General features: G+C 62.7%; 19 protein-coding genes. All 19 read left to right on the plus strand.

All coding sequences use genetic code 11. From position 1 onward, the window contains the following. Positions 1-25: 25 nt before the first annotated feature. The 19 genes from NT26_RS06935 to modA all read left to right on the plus strand — a co-directional run bounded on the left by NT26_RS06935 (position 26) and on the right by modA (position 16,183). Positions 26-3,241, plus strand: coding sequence for a DUF4815 domain-containing protein (locus NT26_RS06935; RefSeq protein WP_052638060.1), 3,216 nt, complete (start codon positions 26-28; stop codon positions 3,239-3,241). Positions 3,242-3,250: 9 nt separating this feature from the next. Further along, positions 3,251-4,216: a phage tail fiber repeat family protein gene (locus NT26_RS06940; RefSeq protein ID WP_052638061.1), complete on the plus strand. Its 966-nt coding sequence runs from the start codon at positions 3,251-3,253 to the stop codon at positions 4,214-4,216. Between the two features lie 11 nt (positions 4,217-4,227). Then, a complete protein-coding gene (locus NT26_RS06945) occupies positions 4,228-4,800 on the plus strand; it encodes a hypothetical protein (protein ID WP_152338590.1) in 573 nt (190 codons plus the stop codon). 98 nt (positions 4,801-4,898) lie between these two features. Beyond that, on the plus strand, positions 4,899-6,368 hold the full coding sequence (locus NT26_RS06950) for a phage tail sheath subtilisin-like domain-containing protein (protein WP_052638064.1): 1,470 nt from the start codon (positions 4,899-4,901) through the stop codon (positions 6,366-6,368). 27 nt (positions 6,369-6,395) lie between these two features. Next, positions 6,396-6,911 carry a phage major tail tube protein gene (locus tag NT26_RS06955; RefSeq protein ID WP_052638066.1) on the plus strand — a complete coding sequence of 172 codons (516 nt, stop codon included), beginning with the start codon at positions 6,396-6,398 and terminating at the stop codon, positions 6,909-6,911. Positions 6,912-6,935: 24 nt separating this feature from the next. Next, positions 6,936-7,403, plus strand: a complete 468-nt coding sequence (locus tag NT26_RS06960; protein WP_052638068.1) for a phage tail assembly protein — start codon at positions 6,936-6,938, stop codon at positions 7,401-7,403. A gap of 2 nt (positions 7,404-7,405) precedes the next feature. Further along, on the plus strand, positions 7,406-7,531 hold the full coding sequence (locus NT26_RS23280) for a hypothetical protein (protein ID WP_280136228.1): 126 nt from the start codon (positions 7,406-7,408) through the stop codon (positions 7,529-7,531). 103 nt (positions 7,532-7,634) lie between these two features. After that, on the plus strand, positions 7,635-9,995 hold the full coding sequence (locus NT26_RS06965; RefSeq protein WP_052638070.1) for a phage tail tape measure protein: 2,361 nt from the start codon (positions 7,635-7,637) through the stop codon (positions 9,993-9,995). Positions 9,996-10,000: 5 nt separating this feature from the next. Continuing rightward, a complete protein-coding gene (locus tag NT26_RS06970; protein ID WP_162197782.1) occupies positions 10,001-10,462 on the plus strand; it encodes a phage tail protein in 462 nt (153 codons plus the stop codon). Beyond that, positions 10,462-11,469 (plus strand): phage late control D family protein, encoded by a 1,008-nt coding sequence (locus NT26_RS06975; protein ID WP_052638074.1) that lies wholly within the window; start codon positions 10,462-10,464, stop codon positions 11,467-11,469. The genes NT26_RS06970 and NT26_RS06975 overlap by 1 nt, the downstream gene beginning before the upstream one ends. Then, on the plus strand, positions 11,466-11,711 hold the full coding sequence (locus tag NT26_RS06980) for a tail protein X (protein WP_052638076.1): 246 nt from the start codon (positions 11,466-11,468) through the stop codon (positions 11,709-11,711). The genes NT26_RS06975 and NT26_RS06980 overlap by 4 nt, the downstream gene beginning before the upstream one ends. A 116-nt stretch (positions 11,712-11,827) precedes the next feature. Further along, on the plus strand, positions 11,828-12,589 hold the full coding sequence (locus tag NT26_RS23065) for a peptidoglycan-binding protein (protein ID WP_082077650.1): 762 nt from the start codon (positions 11,828-11,830) through the stop codon (positions 12,587-12,589). A 23-nt stretch (positions 12,590-12,612) separates the two neighbouring features. Next, the gene (locus NT26_RS06990; protein WP_052638078.1) at positions 12,613-12,930 is read left to right on the plus strand and encodes a hypothetical protein; all 318 of its coding nucleotides are present in this window, start codon (positions 12,613-12,615) and stop codon (positions 12,928-12,930) included. A 4-nt stretch (positions 12,931-12,934) separates the two neighbouring features. Next, positions 12,935-13,432 (plus strand): hypothetical protein, encoded by a 498-nt coding sequence (locus tag NT26_RS06995; RefSeq protein WP_052638080.1) that lies wholly within the window; start codon positions 12,935-12,937, stop codon positions 13,430-13,432. 35 nt (positions 13,433-13,467) lie between these two features. Then, a complete protein-coding gene (locus tag NT26_RS07000) occupies positions 13,468-13,806 on the plus strand; it encodes a hypothetical protein (protein ID WP_052638082.1) in 339 nt (112 codons plus the stop codon). Beyond that, a complete protein-coding gene (locus NT26_RS07005; protein WP_052638084.1) occupies positions 13,803-14,042 on the plus strand; it encodes a hypothetical protein in 240 nt (79 codons plus the stop codon). The genes NT26_RS07000 and NT26_RS07005 overlap by 4 nt, the downstream gene beginning before the upstream one ends. Then, on the plus strand, positions 14,020-14,694 hold the full coding sequence (locus NT26_RS07010; protein ID WP_152338591.1) for a hypothetical protein: 675 nt from the start codon (positions 14,020-14,022) through the stop codon (positions 14,692-14,694). The genes NT26_RS07005 and NT26_RS07010 overlap by 23 nt, the downstream gene beginning before the upstream one ends. Before the next feature lie 316 nt (positions 14,695-15,010). Next, positions 15,011-15,316 carry a hypothetical protein gene (locus NT26_RS07015; RefSeq protein WP_152338592.1) on the plus strand — a complete coding sequence of 102 codons (306 nt, stop codon included), beginning with the start codon at positions 15,011-15,013 and terminating at the stop codon, positions 15,314-15,316. Between the two features lie 72 nt (positions 15,317-15,388). Then, positions 15,389-16,183, plus strand: a complete 795-nt coding sequence (gene modA / locus NT26_RS07020) for a molybdate ABC transporter substrate-binding protein (RefSeq protein WP_052638089.1) — start codon at positions 15,389-15,391, stop codon at positions 16,181-16,183. The last annotated feature ends 72 nt before the right edge of the window (positions 16,184-16,255 follow it).

The following is a 16,255-nucleotide window of genomic DNA, read 5'->3' on the forward strand; positions in this document are numbered from 1 at the left end:
GCTCATCCCATCCTGAGAGGTTCTCATGTACGAGCACGAAAGCGGCTTGCCACTCGCCTATGACCGCGCCACCGGCAAACAGGAACTGCAGGGCGTCGTCTTCCATGGCGAGCGCCGCTTCATCCAAGGGGCGGAGCTCAACGACCTCCAGACAATCCAGCGGGAACGCTCGGCCCGGGTGGGGCGCCTGATCGCCAGCGACGGCGACAGGATCGAACGAGCCGATGGCTTTGTAGACGTTGCCGCCGGTACGGTCACGCTGACCTCCGGCAAGATCTACGTCAACGGCGACGTCTTCCCTGTCGAGGAAGCGGTCCTTTCGTCGGTCCCGATGGTCGGCCGCGTCGAGATCGGCGTTCGGCTCACCAAAAGCTACGTCACTCACGAAGACGATCCGTCTCTTCTCGGCCTGGTGCAGGGCTCTCTCGCTGAGGGGGAGCCGGGCGCGGCGCGGGAAGTGGGCTCGATCGCATGGGCCCTCGAAGGGGATGAGGGCGAAGGCCAGTTCTATGCGGTGTATGTCCTTCAGGACGGCACCATCCTCGACCAGACCGGACCGTCAATGCTCGAGCCGGTCATGCAGCAGCTGGCAATCTACGACCGACCGAACGGCAACTACATCGTGACCGGCAACAGGGTGACCGCCCTGGGGGCGAACGGTGGAAAGCAGCTGTTCGCGATCGAGGAGGGCGAGGCCAACATCAACGGTTTCAAGCGCACCCGGTACGCAGCGCTCCGGTACGAAGAGGAAGAGGTGTGGGAAGAGGGGGCAATCCCCGGAGAGACCCATGTCTATCCCGGCGGGGCGAGCTACACCTTCAGCGTCGACTTCGCCCCCATCGGCGTCATCAACTCGATCCTCCTGACGAAGGAGAAGACGGTCACGGTGACTCGAGGAGCGATCGCGCACGGCGCTGATGCTCTCCCGGACACAAGCGTTATTGCGATTCTGTCGGTTACGCAGGGGGCTACGACTTTCGACGCGGTGACCAGCTGGAACCGGGTCAATAACTCGGTTGATTGGGCACCGGGTGGCCCGGAGCCGGTCAGCGGTTCGACGTACACGGTTACCTACCGGTACCGGGACGCGGTTGCCCCGACGTCGGCCACGGACTCTGAGATCACCGTCGCGAATGGGGCGACAGGCGGAGACATCATCGTCTCCTATACGCAGAAGCTGCCCCGGATCGACCGCATCGGCCTTCGGCAGGATGGCGCCCCGATCTACATCAAGGGCATACCTGCGCGGTCGAACCCGAAAGAGCCAACGGTACCGGCTGATGTTCTGGCGCTGTGCCAGGTCATCAATAACTGGATGTCGACCCCGATCGTCATCAATGACGGCGTGCGGTCCCTGCCGTATGCGGAGATGTGGCGGTACTTCAACCGCATCATCGACATCGACAGGCTCGTGCAGCTCGAGCGGCTGAAAAGCGGCATCGACGCCAAGGAGCCTGTCGCCAAGAAGGGGATGTTCGTCGACCCGTTCATAGACGACACCTATCGGGATCAGGGGCAGATGCAGTCCGGCGCCATCGGCAATGGCATGCTTCAGCTTTCGATCACGCCGACCTTCTACATGGCGCCGCTTGCGGATCCGGTCATGCTCGACTGGACGGAAGAGGTCATCGTCAGCCAGGAGCTGAAGACCGCGTGTGAGAAGATCAATCCGTATGCGAACTTCATCCCCTTGCCGGGGACCATGAAGCTCTCGCCTGCGGCAGACTTCTGGACGGAGAGCCGCACCGATTGGACATCGGCGCAAACGCTCGAGTTCAACCGAGGCACCCGCACCGACGGCGGCCCGCTGCAGACGTCGACGACGGAGACGCAGCTGGTCGATCAAAGGTCGGAACTCCTCCAGTTCCTGCGGCAGATCGAAGTGGACTTCACCATCTCCGGTTTTGGAGCGGGTGAGATCCTCGAGACGCTGACGTTCGACGGGATCGACGTGAAGCCGGCAGGGACGCAGACAGCCGATGCGAACGGCGTCATCGCCGGGACGTTCACGATCCCTGAGAACGTCACTGCGGGGAGCAAGGTCGTTCGTGCCATCGGCGAAGGGGAGACAGAGGCGACAGCCATGTTCACCGGACAGGGGACGATCGCCATCGACGTCATGCGTCGTGTCACGACGATCAACAACTGGACGGCGCCGCGCGTCGAGCGCTTCGTCGAGCAGTGGGGCAACAACAACAACCAGTCTGACGGTGTCGGCGGGAACTCCGATCCGCAGGCTCAGATGTTCGCCGTTCCCGAGATGCGCCAGGTCGTGGGGGTTGACTTCCACATCTGCCACGTCGGCGATGAAGGGAACCACTTGCTGGTCGACCAAGTGTCCATCAGCAACGGTTACCCGACGCTGGAGATCTTCGCTGAAGCTCTGGTTCCTATGGCTGGCGTCGCGGCCGGTACGTGGTTGGAAGCCCGGTACACTCTGCCGGTAACTTCCGCCCCGGACCGCAGGCACGCCTTCGTCATCAAGACCGACGACAGCGACCACTCGGTATCGCTCGCGGCGCTGGGTGGTTTCGACGCCGACCAGCAGAAGAGGGTGACGTCGCATCCCTATGTGACCGGCCCGCGCTTCTCCTCAGTCAATGCGGAGACGTGGACGGCGCACCAGGATGAGGCGCTTGCCTTCCGGATCGTTGCGGCACGCTATCCCGTCACCACCAAGACCGTCGATCTCGGCACCTACGATCTCGTCGACTGCTCTGACCTTCAGGTCCGCGCGGCTGTCGAATTGCCGGGTGCCGGCTGCAGCGTCGTCTTCGAGGTCGAGAGGCCGAACGGGACGATCTATCGTCTGCTTCCGTTCCAGATCCTCCAGTTGACGGAGTACCTGACGGAGACGGTGGAGCTGCGGGCAGTCCTGACGGGCACCTCGAAGCTCTCTCCCATCCTCTACGCTCCTGTAGAGTTGGTGGCCGGGGAGATATCGACGGGCCTTACCTACATCACCCGGGCCTTCAGCCTGGGGACGGCGGTGAGGATTGCGGCCTACTACAAGGCGTACCTGCCGGGCGGCGCCACGGTGACCATGGACTACTCGATCGACGATGGTCCGTGGGTGACGTTGCCTCTCGATGAAACAGAAGCGCTTGCGTTCCCCCTTTGGGTGGAGCGGAAGCATGAAGAGACGGGCCTTACCGGCACCACCGCTCGCTTGAGGATCACAGGCACCGGGGGACCGGCTGCCCGGCTGATCGTCGGCGATCTCGGCGCCGGTATTTTCTAAGGTAGGAAGATGGCGAACACCCAGCATTTCAACATTCCGAAGCCGGACACCTCGGCTGATGTGGACGATGAGTTCTACCGGCTCATGGACGCATTGGATGTGGTCGACGCCATCCTCTTCACCCTCCAAACAGCCCTGGGTGGGAAAGCTAGTTCCACCCACGGGCATGGCATCCCGGACATCACTGGCCTCGAGCAGGCCTTGGCAGACAAGATGCCGAAGGACAAGCCGTTCTCGCTCGACGACCTTCAGGACGTGGAGGGGGCTGGAGACGCGGCCCTGAACTACGTCCTGGTCAAAGGGGTGGATGGCCGGTGGAGGCCGTCGTCAGCGGCGGCTGCTATCGGCAACCACCAGCATGGCGTAGGTGACATAACCGGGCTGGCGGCCCAGCTCAGTTCGATCGTCTCGAGCCTGAGGGACGGCGTTGGCTCGTCGCTCGACACGCTGAAGAAGATAGCGGCGGCGATCAACAACGACCCGAACTTCGCCGCAACGAACACAGCGGCCATGAATGGGAAGGTGTCGAAAGCTGGCGACGAGATGACGGGGAACCTGCTCATCTCCAAAGTCAACCCGATGGTCCGCCTCCATCATCCCAACGTCAAGGTGGGTGAGCTGTACGTCGATGCTAATGGCCGCCTGATCTACCGGGACCAGGGCGGGCAGGTGCACTTCTACATCGACACAGGCGGCGGGATATGGACCCAGCAGTTGGGTCACCTGAGTGACCGGATCGAGAACCGTGCGCTCGCGTGGGCAAACGACCGGGTTGCGAACTTGGCTTTCCGAAAGACGGGTCATTTCAGCGTCACCCTTGGCAGCGGCACGCATGTATATCGCTACAGCGGGATTGTTATGGACGGGGTTACGACCGCTGGCGGGACAGCCAACCCATGGGAGCTTAGCCACATCCACTGTGCGTACCTTCAGGCCTATGACCCGGTTCGGGGCTGGGTTGCATTTAGCGGATGATGGGGATTGCGATGAAGATCAAAAGTTACGGACATTTCACGCCCTATCAGGGCGACGTCGCGGCCTACGCATTCTTCAGGAATGAGCACGGCCATGACTGGTACGATCTGCAAAGGGGAAAGGTAGCCGGCATCGGCAAGCTGGTGGAGCTAGGGCCAAAGGGGGCCTTTGTTAAGTCGCCTCATGCGGTCTGGCTCGTGGTCGACCCGGAGGGCAGAGTTATCAATGTCGAAGTTGATCCCTCTAGGATCGTTCCTCGCGATAAGACCGTGCTCGGCATCGATGGGGCCTCACCGGGCGACTTCTCTGCCGGCATGATCTTCCAGGGCGGACAAATCCTACCTGCTCCTCCTGCTCCTCCGGCTCCCTATTACATCAACAAGGAAACTCCTTGGATGAGGATGACGGACGAGGAAGCGGAAGCGGTCGACGTGGCATACAACGCGGCCAGCGTCAGGTTCCGCCAGTCCTACAACTCAGCAGTCTCACTCAGGCCGGACACGGCGCTGTGGGATGAATGGAGGACGATCCTCGTCGGCGTCCTTGGGGAGCCGCGAACCGACCAGCTGCTCGAGAGAGAGTAACCCGAACACAGAACCCGCCCACTGAGGCGGGTTTTTTCATGCCCGCCGCAAGCGGTTTTCAACACCCCGCGTCTGCGGGCTCAAGAGAGGAACTGAACATGGCCGACATCTTTCTGCACGGCGTGGAGACCATCGAGCGCAACAACGGACCCCGCCCGGTGGAGACGATCGACACGGGCATCATCGCCCTCATCGGCACGGCGCCGGACGCCAGCGACACGCTCTGGCCGATTAACCAGGTTGTTCCGGTGTATGGCAGCAACGGCCCGGTGACCGGGCTTGGCGAGACTGGCACGCTGCTCGATGCGATCGAAGGGATCTTCGACCAGGCGGGCCGTGTCTCTCAGACCGTGCTCGTCGTCCGCGTCGAGGAAGGCGAGGACATTTGGGAAACCATCAGCAACATCGTCGGCAACTCGGCCACCCTGACCGGCATGCACGCGCTGCGCGCCGCCAAGGCTGACCACGGCCTGACGCCGAAGCTGATCGTCGCGCCTGGCTTTACCTCGCAGCGGCCGGCGGACGGCGTCGCGTCCATCGCAGTCGGTGGGTCTGGAGGCGACGGCTACACCAGCGTCCCGACGGTGACGATCACCGGCGACGGTAGCGGCGCTGAGGCGGAAGCGGTCATCAACAGCGAGACCGGAAAGGTGACGGAGATCGTCATCACCAAGCCCGGCTTCGGCTACACCGTCGCACCGACGGTCACCCTGACCGGTGGCGGCGCGACGACGCAAGCGACAGCAACGGCGACTCTCGGCAGCGTGGCCAACCCGGTCACCGTCGAGGCGCTGTCTCTGGCCCGCAAGTTCCGCGCCGGCGTGATCAAAGACGCCCCAGCGACAAGCACGTCCGCCGCCATCTCTGATCGCGGGGACTACGACACCGACCGCCTCCTGATCGTCGAGCCGATGGCGAAGGTCTTCAAGGATGGCGCTGCGGTGGCGCAGCCGGCATCTGCTCGAGTCGCCGGCCTTCAGGCGCGGGTCGACTACAGCGAGGGCTTTTGGGTCTCGCCGTCGAACCATGTCATCGAAGGCATCGTTGGCGCATCGCGGCCGATCGAGCACTCGATCATGGACCCGTCCGCGGAGTCGCAGCTCCTTAACCGGAATGCGGTGGCGGCCATCGTCCGCGCTCCGTCCGGCGGCTTCAAGCTGTGGGGCAACCGGGTTCCTTCGTCGGATCCGCTCGCGCAGTTCTGGTCCGTCCGCCGCGCGCACGACACGATCATCGACTCCATCGAACGGGCATCCGAACCGTTCATCGACAAGCCCTTCAGCGTGCAGGTGCTGGTCGACATTGCGGAGACGGTGAACTCGGCGCTGCGCCGCTGGGCAGCCCTGGGCGCCACCCTTGGCGGCCGGGTGTGGCTGGATCCCGGCCTCAACACGAAGGAGACGTGGGCCTCCGGGCACCTCTACATCTCCTACGATGCTGAGGCGCCGGCTCCGATCGAGCACATCACCTTCATGTTCTCGCGGAACACTGGCTACTACGAGACCCTGTCTCAGAACGCCATCCGCGAGATCTCCCGCATCGCCGGCACGTCTCTGACCGCCGCCTGATCCTCAAGCCCATAAGGAGAGATTTCCATGCGGCACATTCTGCAGGGCTTCACCATGTACGTAGACGGCGTCGACTTCGGTATCGACACCGAGGAGGTGGAGCTCCCCATCCCGACCCCCATGACGCAGGAGTACCGTGGGGGCGGTCAGGATCTCGGCGCAACGCTGCCCATGGCGGCGATCGAAGCGCTCGAGATCACCGTGAAGATGGCCGGCCACAACGTCGAGGTCATGAAGAAGATGGCCCTGGCACCTGGCCAGACCACCCGCATCACCTTCCGCGGTGCTGTCATGCGTGAGCAGGACGGCGGCATCGCGGCTCACGTCTGCATTGTCGAGGGCGCCATCAACGGCGGCACCCGCGACCGGTGGCAGAGGGGTGAGAAGTCCGGCATCGAGTTCGTCGTCAATGGCGTGAAGTATTTCCGCTACGAGGCCGACACCGATGTCATCCACGAACTCCAGGTCTGGCCGCCGAAGCGCATCGTCAACGGCGTCAACCAGCTCTCGGAAGTCAACGCAGCGCTCGGCTACGCAAGCTGAGGCTAACCCCAACAGGAGTGTGAAATGAACACGGTCGTAGGACGCACCAAGGCCTTGTCGGCTGAGGAGCTCGCGAGGGTGGAAGCTCGCCAGACACAGCAGGCTGAGGCGGAAGCATCCGCCCCAGCTGCACCGAAATTCGCGAGCAAGCAGGAGCGCACCCGGGAGGTGCCCCTCGAATGGCCGCTCGAGTACGACGGCAAGACCTGGGACAAAATCACGGTGCGCCGTGCGGTAGGCCCGGACTTCAAGGCGATCGCGCAGCTCGGTGGCACGAAGGACGAGGACGTCGGCCTCGCCCGAATCCTTTCCGATGCACCGGAAGCAATCATCCGCGCGCTCGACGGCGATGACTATGCCACCCTCATGGAAGCCATCCGGGATTTTCTTCCACGGAAGTTGCGGGCGGGGGACGAGCCGACTTCCGAGAATGGGACGAGTACGCAGCAGTCGTCGCCCACGTCCTCCACTTCGGATACCGCGACCTCCTAGAGATGGAGTTCTTTGAGCTGGTCAACGTCTGGTACCCGAGGGCCGTGCAGATCTTCGAGATCACGCAACAGACCAGCATCGAAAACCTGAAGAGGATCCTGACCGGTGGCGGCAAGCAGACAAGCTAAACTCGTCCTTACCCTCGTCGACCAGGTATCCGGTCCCGCGAGGGGCATCGTTGGCGCTCTCAGGGGCGTCGATAATGCCATCAAGACAGCCGGGACCGTAGCTATGGCGCCAGCGCGCGCCGTGGCTGCAGCGGGCCGGTCCCTGCGTCGCAACGCTGGTGACATGACAGTTGCCAGCGCTGCGATGACCATCGGCCTTACCAAGGCAGGACGCGCCATCTACGACATGGAAGACGTCCTCAACGAAATCGAAGGTCGCCGCTTTGGCAAGCGCGATCTGTTCAACTTGGCAGACGGTACCGAGATGACCCGCAAGGCGTTCCGCCAGTCGGTCACGGATCTCGTCACCACAATCGACAAGGAGTCGCCGCGCAACGCAGGCGAGATCGCCAAGGCCTATAACCAGCTGGTGCAGGCCGGTATGACGCACGAACAGGTGCACGGGATTCTGCCGACCTCCGTCGACTTCGCCATTGCCGGCAACTACGACACCGAAGAAGCGGCCGACAAGCTGACCAACGTCATGACCTCCATGCAGATGCCGATGGCGACGCTGGAGCAGGCGCAGGAAAGCGCCAAGCGGGCGGCCGACACGATCGCCTATGCCGCGAACATCACGAACTCCAACGTCGAGCAGATGACGGAGGCGTTCAAGTACGCCGCTCCGTCGGCAGCCGCGCTGGGAATCGACATCGAGCAGCTGGCGTCCATGTTCGTCATCCAGGCTCGCCGGGGTATCAAGGCATCTGAAGCCGGCGTCTCGATCCGTGCGATGTTTACCCGCATGGTGCGGCCGACGAAGATGGCGGCGGCAGCGCTGGCCAACTACAACATCGATCTCGCCGACTACCTCGAGCGATCCAAGGAAATCTCCTCAGGCGACGTCGTCAACGCCCTGCAGGTGGGTGGCCTCGATGCTCGAGGCGCTACGGCCGAGATCGACAAGATCCTCGCCACCAGCGAGAGCACGGCAGTCAAGGTCCGGCAGATCACCGAAGCTATCACCAAGTCGGTGGGCGACAACAGCACCATGTCTGCCGAGGTGATCTCGGAAGCGGTGCGCGAAGTCATGTATTCCTTCGGGGAAAACCTCGACGTCGAGCGGCTGATCGAGGACATGCAGAAGGCAAACATCGCGGTCTCGGATTTCTTCAAGATCTTCGACGTTCGCCAAGGCGCCCGAACGCTGTCCCTGTTCTCGGATGATCTCGGTCGCTGGATCGATAACATCCGGCAGAACGCCGGCGGCTTCAGCGAAGCGATGAGCGACGTCCGAATGCAGGGCGTCGTCGGCGCCGTTGCTCGTATGGACTCCGCCTTGTTCGGTGTCCTTCGGGCAGCCGCCGACTCCGGAGTGCTGGACACGGTTACGAATGGGCTTGAGAAGTTTGCCGCGGCGCTCAACAACCTCGCCAAGGTCAACCCTGAAGCTCTCGAGATCGGCACCTATGCCGTCATGGCTACGGCTGCGCTGGCGCCCCTTGGCTTCGCGCTGTCGGGGATCGCGACCGTCGCTGCGCTGGTGGTCAACCCGCTGGCGTGGGTGGCCGGTGGCCTTGCGTACCTGGCCTACCTCAACTTCGACAACCTGATGATATGGGCGAAGAACTTCGGCCCGGCTCTTCAGGAATCGTTGGGGCCGCGGACGCTGAATGCGATCGAGAAAGCCAAGGAGCTGCTCGGAAGCATCTTCAAGACCCACGAGTTCGATGCGGCTGCCGCTGGTAAGGCGCACGGGGAGGGCTTCGCCGCCTTCATCGAGAGCGAAGTCGTGGCGATGGAGCACAACATACAGCAGTTCCAGGATCTCTGGAGCCGCATGAAGGGCGGGTGGTTCAACTTCGAGGAATGGTGGAACGGTCTCGTGACCGACTTCCATACCGGACTCGACCGCTTCATCGCCGAGAGCAAGGACGGCTTCGTCCGCATGAAGAACGACCTCATCGCTGAGGGGCAGCAGCTTTACGATGCTGGCCTCCAGATGATCCAGTCTTTGTGGGACGGCGCCGTCGCCAAGTTCGAGGAGTTCATGGGCTGGGTGCGAGGCATCCCTGGCAGGATACGGGCCGCCATCGGCAGCATCACCATCGATAATGCGATCAACTTCGTGACCGGTGGGAATGAGCCGGTGGCGGTGCCGAACATTCAGGGCAGCAACGACAACGGCATTGATGGGGCTCGAGCCAAGGGTGGGCCAGTCAAGAAGGGGCTGACGTACCTGGTCGGCGAGGAAGGGCCGGAGCCCTTCACACCTACGCAGGACGGGCACATCACGTCCAACAGGGATTGGCAGTCGGGACGGAGCGGAGGCGGAAGCAGCCGCGTCATTCAGATGACCAACCACTTCCACCTCAAGGGTGGGGCTACGAAGGACGACGCCAAGACCATCATCGACGAGCTCGATCGTCTTCTCGGCAGGGCAGAGCAGACCGCCTTTGGCGGCATGAAGTATGGAGAAACGTGATGTTGATGGCATGGGGACCGTACCGGTTCACGGTACCGAATTATTCGGTCGAGACGATCCGGCGGTCCGTCCAGCCACGGGTGGAGCCGCAGCCGGTTATCGGGGCGACTCCTCCTCTCCACAAGCTCGGCCCGGGCAATGAGGTGATCAACCTCGAGTCCACCTTCCACCCCCATCACTTCAACAAGCGCGGCCTGACCCAGCTGGCAGCGGTGAGACAGGCGGTCAACGCGCTGACGCCGCTGCCACTGGTTCACATCAACGGGAACGGCATGAACATCTTCGGGATGTGGACGGCCATCTCGATCGACGACGAGGAGACGATCTTCGACACCCACGGCACGCCGTGCATGGTCGTCGCCAACCTGTCGCTTATGCGTGAAGACCCATCGCCGGCTCGGTCGCTCGCCATCCAGGCGGCGGTCGCCGGCATCAACTTCAGTCTGTCATTGAGGCTTGGTTTCTGATGCCCACTCCCGTCTTCTACATCAAAGCTGACGGGAAGGACGTCACCGACAATCTCCGTGGCGTCGGCATCACGATGACGATCACTGACAGCGAAGGCCTGTCGGCCGACACGCTGCAGCTGGAGATCGACGACATCGACGGCAGCGTCGAAGCACCGCGCACCGGCGTCGTGCTCAACCCTATCGGCGGTTACGAGGGGAACCTCAGGGATTTCGGTCTCTTCATCGTCGACAGCGTCACCTACACCGGCTGGCCGCAGAAGATCTCGGTCGATGCCAAGTCTGTAGCGGCGAAGTCCCTCGCCAAGCAGCGCGAGCCGAAGGCGTACCCGAAGAAGGACTTCCCCACCTACGGCGACATCTTTCAGGAGGTGGCCTCGAGCATTGGTCTCACCCTCAAGATGGACAGCAAGCTGAAGGCGATCGAAAACCAGTATGAGGCGCAGGCCGAAGAAGACGGCCTTGAGTTCCTGACCCGCATCAGCGGAAAGATCAACGCCTCCGTCACCGTCAAGGCCATGAACCTGGTGGTGGCGATCAAGGGGGCAGGGCGAAGCGCCAGCGGCGCGCAACTCGATCGCATCAGGGTGGCCAAGGGGTACAATCTCCTCGACTACAGCGTGACCGAGAGGGACGAGCCGAAGCACAGCGAGGTGGAGGCCACCTATTACGACCGCGACAAGAACGAGCGCGCATCTGTCTCTGTCTCCACCGGACTCGAGGGGCCGAAGTTCCTGATCCGGAGCGCCTTCCAGAACGAGGCGGAAGCCAAGGAGGCAGCGGAGTCGCAGGCGAAGGAGCTCACCCGAATGCAAGGGGAGGCGACCTTCACCATAGACGGAGATCCGTTCGCGATGGCTGAGGCATGGGCCGACGTCACCGGATGCCGCACGCGGGTGGATGGGGAGTGGCGCATCCGGACCGTGACGCACAACTTCAGCTCCGGATCCCCGTACACCAACACGCTCCAGTGCGGCACAACCTCAGAGGAGGGCGGAGACGAATGAAGGACCGGTTCCTCACGGCTGCGGATGGGTCGACGATCTACGTGACCATGGACGGCGACACTGTCGACGCTGTCGCCTACGCCAGGTTCGGCGTTCACGCCAAGCACACCGAAGAGATCTACGAGTTGAACCCTCACCTCGTCCTTCTCGATGTTGTCCTGCCCGCCGGCGTAACCATCAAGTTGCCGGCCGCTACCGTACAAGCACCTCAGCCCAGGCCGACACGTCAGCTTTGGGAATGAGCGGTCACGAGCGACCGTGATCTGCTGCCCGCCCTCCTTCCACCCAGGGCGGGCAGCGACCCTGTCATTAAGCCCCGTGCCTCACCGCCGGGGCTTTTTCTTTTCAAAGGTGAACTATGGCAACGCTTCTCAAGCTCGGCTCGAAGGGCAAGGCAGTCGAGGAGGTGCAGACGCTCCTCAACAAGACCCCGGCCAAGCCGAAGTTGACGGTCGACGGTGATTTCGGCGGCAAGACGGACAAGGCAGTCAGGCACTTCCAGGAGAAGAGCGGTCTGGTTGTCGACGGAAAGGTCGGGCCTCAGACGCTCGCCGCCCTGAAGCAGACCGTGGCACCGCTGAAGCCAGGCAGGCCGGAGCCAGCGAAGGGGGCGATCGTCTCCCCGGTACCAGAGACGGGGCCCACCTCTGTCTCGCCAGCGCCGCCGCCGAACGCCAAGAGCGTGAGGATCCTCGACACGTCCCGCGTTATCGAGGAAGTCATCGTCCACTGCACGGCCACGCCGGAGGGGAAAGACTTCACGGTCGACGACGTCCGGGCATGGCACAAGCAGCGCGGATGGTCGGACATCGGCTATCACTTTCTGGTCTACCGGGACGGACGGGTCATAGCCGGCAGACCCATCGGCCAGGTCGGCGCCCATGTCAGCGGCCGGAATACCGGCACCGTCGGCATCGCTTACATCGGTGGGCTCGCGGCCGACGGCCAGAAGGCAAAGGACACGCGCACCGACGCGCAGCGATCCTCCCTGCTGTGGCTCACCATGCAGCTCGCAGCCAAGTTCCCGGTCCGCAAGGTCAGCGGGCACAATGAGTACGCATCCAAGGCATGCCCCTCGTTCGATGTCCGCAAGGACCAGCTTTCGACGCTGGCTCGCTGACTCAGCTCAAAAGGAACACCGACATGAAAAACCTCGCACTGGTGGCGACGGCGGCGCTTGCGCTGTCCGCTTGCACCACACTGGATGGCTCGTTGGAAAACAACGTGGCCACCACCTGCCGGATCTCCCAAGCCACCTACGCCGCCTTCGTGGTTGCCTCCGTGGCGGGAGAGTGGTCGCCCCGCACCGTCGCCAAGGTCGAGGTTGCCTACGGCGCCCTCGCTGCGGTGTGCAACGACCCCGACGGTGTGAAGGCTGAGGATCTCCCGCTGATCGTCGCCAACGCCTACGCCGACTTCATCCAGGCCACGAGAAGCGCTCGGGCCGCAGCAAGGAACTGAGACCATGCGTCACCCCCTTCATATCGCCGTTCTCTGCATCGTGCTGTCTCTCGCTGCCTTCGTGGCGTGGCCGGCATTCTCTCAGGTCGTTGACGCGGAGCCTGTCATCTCCCCGTCCTCGGTCTGGTACGACATCTGGACCATCGTGCAGCCCGTCATTGTCCTGCTCATCTCGACAGTGGGGCCGGTTCTCGTCGCCTGGCTGAGTGCCCGGCTCATCGCGCTGTTGAAGGTGAGCGACGAAAACCAGAAGGCTGCGCTTGAGGCGAAGCTGCGGGATGCCTTGCATCAGTCGGCAGCGAACGCCCTGAAGTACGCTCTGGTAAGGGCGGGTCTCCCGGCAGGGGCGCATGTCGCCGGCGCGGTTATTGATGAGGCCATGCGCTACGTCGAGGAGAAGAACCCCGACGCGCTGGACAAGCTCGGCGTCCACTCCGAAGCGCTGCGCGAAATCATCATGAGTAAGGTTCCGGATCTCCTCGGAACACAGGCGATAAGGTAGGCTGAGGGCAGCCTCCAGCGGTAAGGAGCTAACCGATGGATGAGACGTCTGTCCTCCATGCAACAAAGACCCTGGTCGACTATGACCCTCTCCTCGGTTCCCTGCTGGTGCTGGCATTGGCGGGGATCGTCGCCCTGTTCCTGTGGGCGAAGTCTCTTCTGAAGCAGTTGACGCAGTCTCAGGCCAACCACCTCGAGGACGTGCGCAAGTACGCCGACGAGGGGGCCTCGACCCGGGCAATCGTCAGCGCCAACACTGAGCAGATCCGATCAACCGGGGAGCATGTGGCGAAGATGTTCGAGCTCGCTAGAACCCACCACGAAACGACGTCGAGGCTGTTCGACTTCGTCAAGGAGAGGATGCGTCACCAATGAGCTTGTCCTCCTTCTTCGAGAAACTCGTCGGTGGGCGGACGCTCGCCAAGAACAGAAGCCGTATTTCGAGCGCCCTTGCCGCTGAGAGGGAGAGGCTGGAGGAAGTCACGAAGGAGCTGGCTGGCGAGGTGAGACAGAATGTGCAGGTCTCGGAGTCGACCAACCGGGTGCTCAACAACATGACGCAGGCAATGATAATGCTGGAGGCCAACCGTGGCGCAAGAACAAAAGCCTAACTATCTGCTCATGGCGTCCCTGTCCCTCGTAGCCGCCTACTGGATCTTCGCCCCGTTCGTAACCAACCCCTACCTGTCGATCGCATGCGCTCTGATGCTGCTCGTTTCCGCCACCCTGGCAATGCTCGAGTACGCCCCGGAGACGTACCTGGTGGTCGTGAAGAGATGGCGCAGCTCAGACCCTGAGGGCAGGGGGAGAGGCAGCCACCTGGCGATCTATGGCGTGTTCCTGATCTCCTTCGGGTCGGTCTTCTCTGGCGCTTACGGTCTCTTGTGGGCCGCAGCCGGCCAGCCACCCGACTGGATTGGATCTGCCTCTGCCAACTTCGGCCGCGCATGCCATGCCGTCGGTTTTGCGCTGATGCAGGCGAGCCCGAACCTCACCGCCAAGGGGCTCCAGTTCGACAAGGGCTGGCTGTCGATCGCCATCGGAGCGGTCATCCTCATCCTGATCGGCTTCTACATCGGCGTCTCCGTCAACGTCGTTGAGATGACCGAGTCCATGCGGACGTGGAAGTCGTATTCCGATTCCCGCCTTGGATGCCCGCCTCCAGAAGGAGGGGGCGTCCAGTATGCGGTGTCCGGTGAAACGCGCTGCCTGGTGACAGGTGGTGGCGAGAAGCGCGGCGGCTCGCCCGTCGTCGCTGAATAGTTCCCTGCTCCTCCCAAGGAGTGACTTGGCCCCGGCGCTTCGGCGTCGGGGTCTTTTTGCGTTTCAGGGTTCGATCTCGGCCGAAACTTCAGGACACAAACCAGTACCTGCGTCAGGACACAAATCGAAAATCATTGGTGGGAAAATCCCACGTTTCCGGGCTTTCCGGAGGAAGTTGGTAGCACGCTACCCGCTCCAGCTTCCCCATAGATAACGGTTCCAGTGTACGACCACATGTCTTCTGCTGCTTGTTTGCGGCGATTCCTTGGATTTGCCACAGGAGTGTCCAACGCTTTGGCGTTGGATGGAGGGCGTGATGCAGGAGCATATTCAATCTGAAAGGCATCGAAGCCGGTATCGGATGGTATTCCTGATCCTCTCGGCTCTGGTGCTGCTCGTCCCGATGATCGCCATGCGCTTCACTTCGGAGGTGAACTGGGGCGCGGAAGACTTCGCGGCGGCGGCGGCCCTTCTGGGCACCGGCTGGCTCTCGACCGAGCTCGGATTTCGCCTTGTGAGGAGTGGCCGTGGCAGGCTGCTCATATCGGCCGCCGTTGCACTCGCAGCGCTCGGTCTATGGGCGCATCTTGCGGTGGGCATTTGGCCGATGGACGGTGGATGAGGCCTTCCGTCCGCCGTGGATGCCCCATAAGGTGGCGCGGCGTCACAGTCTAAGAACAGGGGTGGGAGCTTTATGCCGACTAAGCGGATTGTTGGCCGTGTTCTCGCCGTCCTCATATCCATCCTCTCCCTCCAGCTGGCACCTGCGGCGCCGGCGGCGGCGCAGCAGCGCGTTACCATCTTCGCGGCGGCCAGCATGAAAAACGCGCTCGACGCGGTGAGCGCAGCGTGGACCCGAAAAAGCGGTATCCAGACCAGCATTTCCTATGCCGCCACCTCGGCACTCGCCAAGCAGATCGAAGCAGGTGCGCCCGCGGATGTCTTCATCTCAGCGGATGCCGAATGGATGGATTATCTTGAGGAACGGGATCTCATCCAGGACGGCAGCCGCACCGATCTTCTCGGCAACCGTATCGTTCTGATCGCAGCCAGCGGCGCGGAGAGCGTCACAATCGCTCCAGGCTTCGACCTTCTGGGCCTCCTCGGTGATGGCAGGCTTGCCATGGCTTCGCCGGATGCCGTTCCGGCTGGCCGCTATGGCAAGGCTGCCCTGCAGGCGCTGGGTGTGTGGGATGTGGTCGAATCGAGAGTTGCCGGGGCAGAGAATGTTCGCGCCGCCCTCCAATATGTCTCCCGCGGGGAAGCCCCTTACGGCATCGTCTACGGGACCGACGCGAAGGCGGATCCGGGCGTCGCCGTGGTGGGAACCTTTCCCGAGCATACCCATCCGCCCATAGTCTATCCAGTGGCATTGCTGAAGGACGGCGGAAGTTCGGCTTCGGCCGATTGCCTCGAATTTCTCAAGTCAGCCGAGGCGGGCGCCCTGTTCGAAGCTGAAGGCTTCAAGGTTCTGGCGGCCCGCCCCTAGCACCCCCGCGCAGGCGACGGTGAGCTCTCCTTCTCCGCAGCCGAGGCCGCAAGCAATTATGTCTTGCGCATC

Origin of the sequence: Pseudorhizobium banfieldiae (assembly GCF_000967425.1) — a bacterium.
In the GTDB taxonomy this organism is placed as follows: domain Bacteria; phylum Pseudomonadota; class Alphaproteobacteria; order Rhizobiales; family Rhizobiaceae; genus Neorhizobium; species Neorhizobium banfieldiae.

What these genes read in the sequence shown, in the direction of transcription:
- NT26_RS06935 (WP_052638060.1), top strand. Translation starts at nt 26, where the DNA reads ATGTACGAGCACGAAAGCGGCTTGCCACTCGCCTATGACCGCGCCACC.
- NT26_RS06940 (WP_052638061.1), top strand. Translation starts at nt 3,251, where the DNA reads ATGGCGAACACCCAGCATTTCAACATTCCGAAGCCGGACACCTCGGCT.
- NT26_RS06945 (WP_152338590.1), top strand. Translation starts at nt 4,228, where the DNA reads ATGAAGATCAAAAGTTACGGACATTTCACGCCCTATCAGGGCGACGTC.
- NT26_RS06950 (WP_052638064.1), top strand. Translation starts at nt 4,899, where the DNA reads ATGGCCGACATCTTTCTGCACGGCGTGGAGACCATCGAGCGCAACAAC.
- NT26_RS06955 (WP_052638066.1), top strand. Translation starts at nt 6,396, where the DNA reads ATGCGGCACATTCTGCAGGGCTTCACCATGTACGTAGACGGCGTCGAC.
- NT26_RS06960 (WP_052638068.1), top strand. Translation starts at nt 6,936, where the DNA reads ATGAACACGGTCGTAGGACGCACCAAGGCCTTGTCGGCTGAGGAGCTC.
- NT26_RS23280 (WP_280136228.1), top strand. Translation starts at nt 7,406, where the DNA reads ATGGAGTTCTTTGAGCTGGTCAACGTCTGGTACCCGAGGGCCGTGCAG.
- NT26_RS06965 (WP_052638070.1), top strand. Translation starts at nt 7,635, where the DNA reads ATGGCGCCAGCGCGCGCCGTGGCTGCAGCGGGCCGGTCCCTGCGTCGC.
- NT26_RS06970 (WP_162197782.1), top strand. Translation starts at nt 10,001, where the DNA reads ATGGCATGGGGACCGTACCGGTTCACGGTACCGAATTATTCGGTCGAG.
- NT26_RS06975 (WP_052638074.1), top strand. Translation starts at nt 10,462, where the DNA reads ATGCCCACTCCCGTCTTCTACATCAAAGCTGACGGGAAGGACGTCACC.
- NT26_RS06980 (WP_052638076.1), top strand. Translation starts at nt 11,466, where the DNA reads ATGAAGGACCGGTTCCTCACGGCTGCGGATGGGTCGACGATCTACGTG.
- NT26_RS23065 (WP_082077650.1), top strand. Translation starts at nt 11,828, where the DNA reads ATGGCAACGCTTCTCAAGCTCGGCTCGAAGGGCAAGGCAGTCGAGGAG.
- NT26_RS06990 (WP_052638078.1), top strand. Translation starts at nt 12,613, where the DNA reads ATGAAAAACCTCGCACTGGTGGCGACGGCGGCGCTTGCGCTGTCCGCT.
- NT26_RS06995 (WP_052638080.1), top strand. Translation starts at nt 12,935, where the DNA reads ATGCGTCACCCCCTTCATATCGCCGTTCTCTGCATCGTGCTGTCTCTC.
- NT26_RS07000 (WP_052638082.1), top strand. Translation starts at nt 13,468, where the DNA reads ATGGATGAGACGTCTGTCCTCCATGCAACAAAGACCCTGGTCGACTAT.
- NT26_RS07005 (WP_052638084.1), top strand. Translation starts at nt 13,803, where the DNA reads ATGAGCTTGTCCTCCTTCTTCGAGAAACTCGTCGGTGGGCGGACGCTC.
- NT26_RS07015 (WP_152338592.1), top strand. Translation starts at nt 15,011, where the DNA reads ATGCAGGAGCATATTCAATCTGAAAGGCATCGAAGCCGGTATCGGATG.
- modA (WP_052638089.1), top strand. Translation starts at nt 15,389, where the DNA reads ATGCCGACTAAGCGGATTGTTGGCCGTGTTCTCGCCGTCCTCATATCC.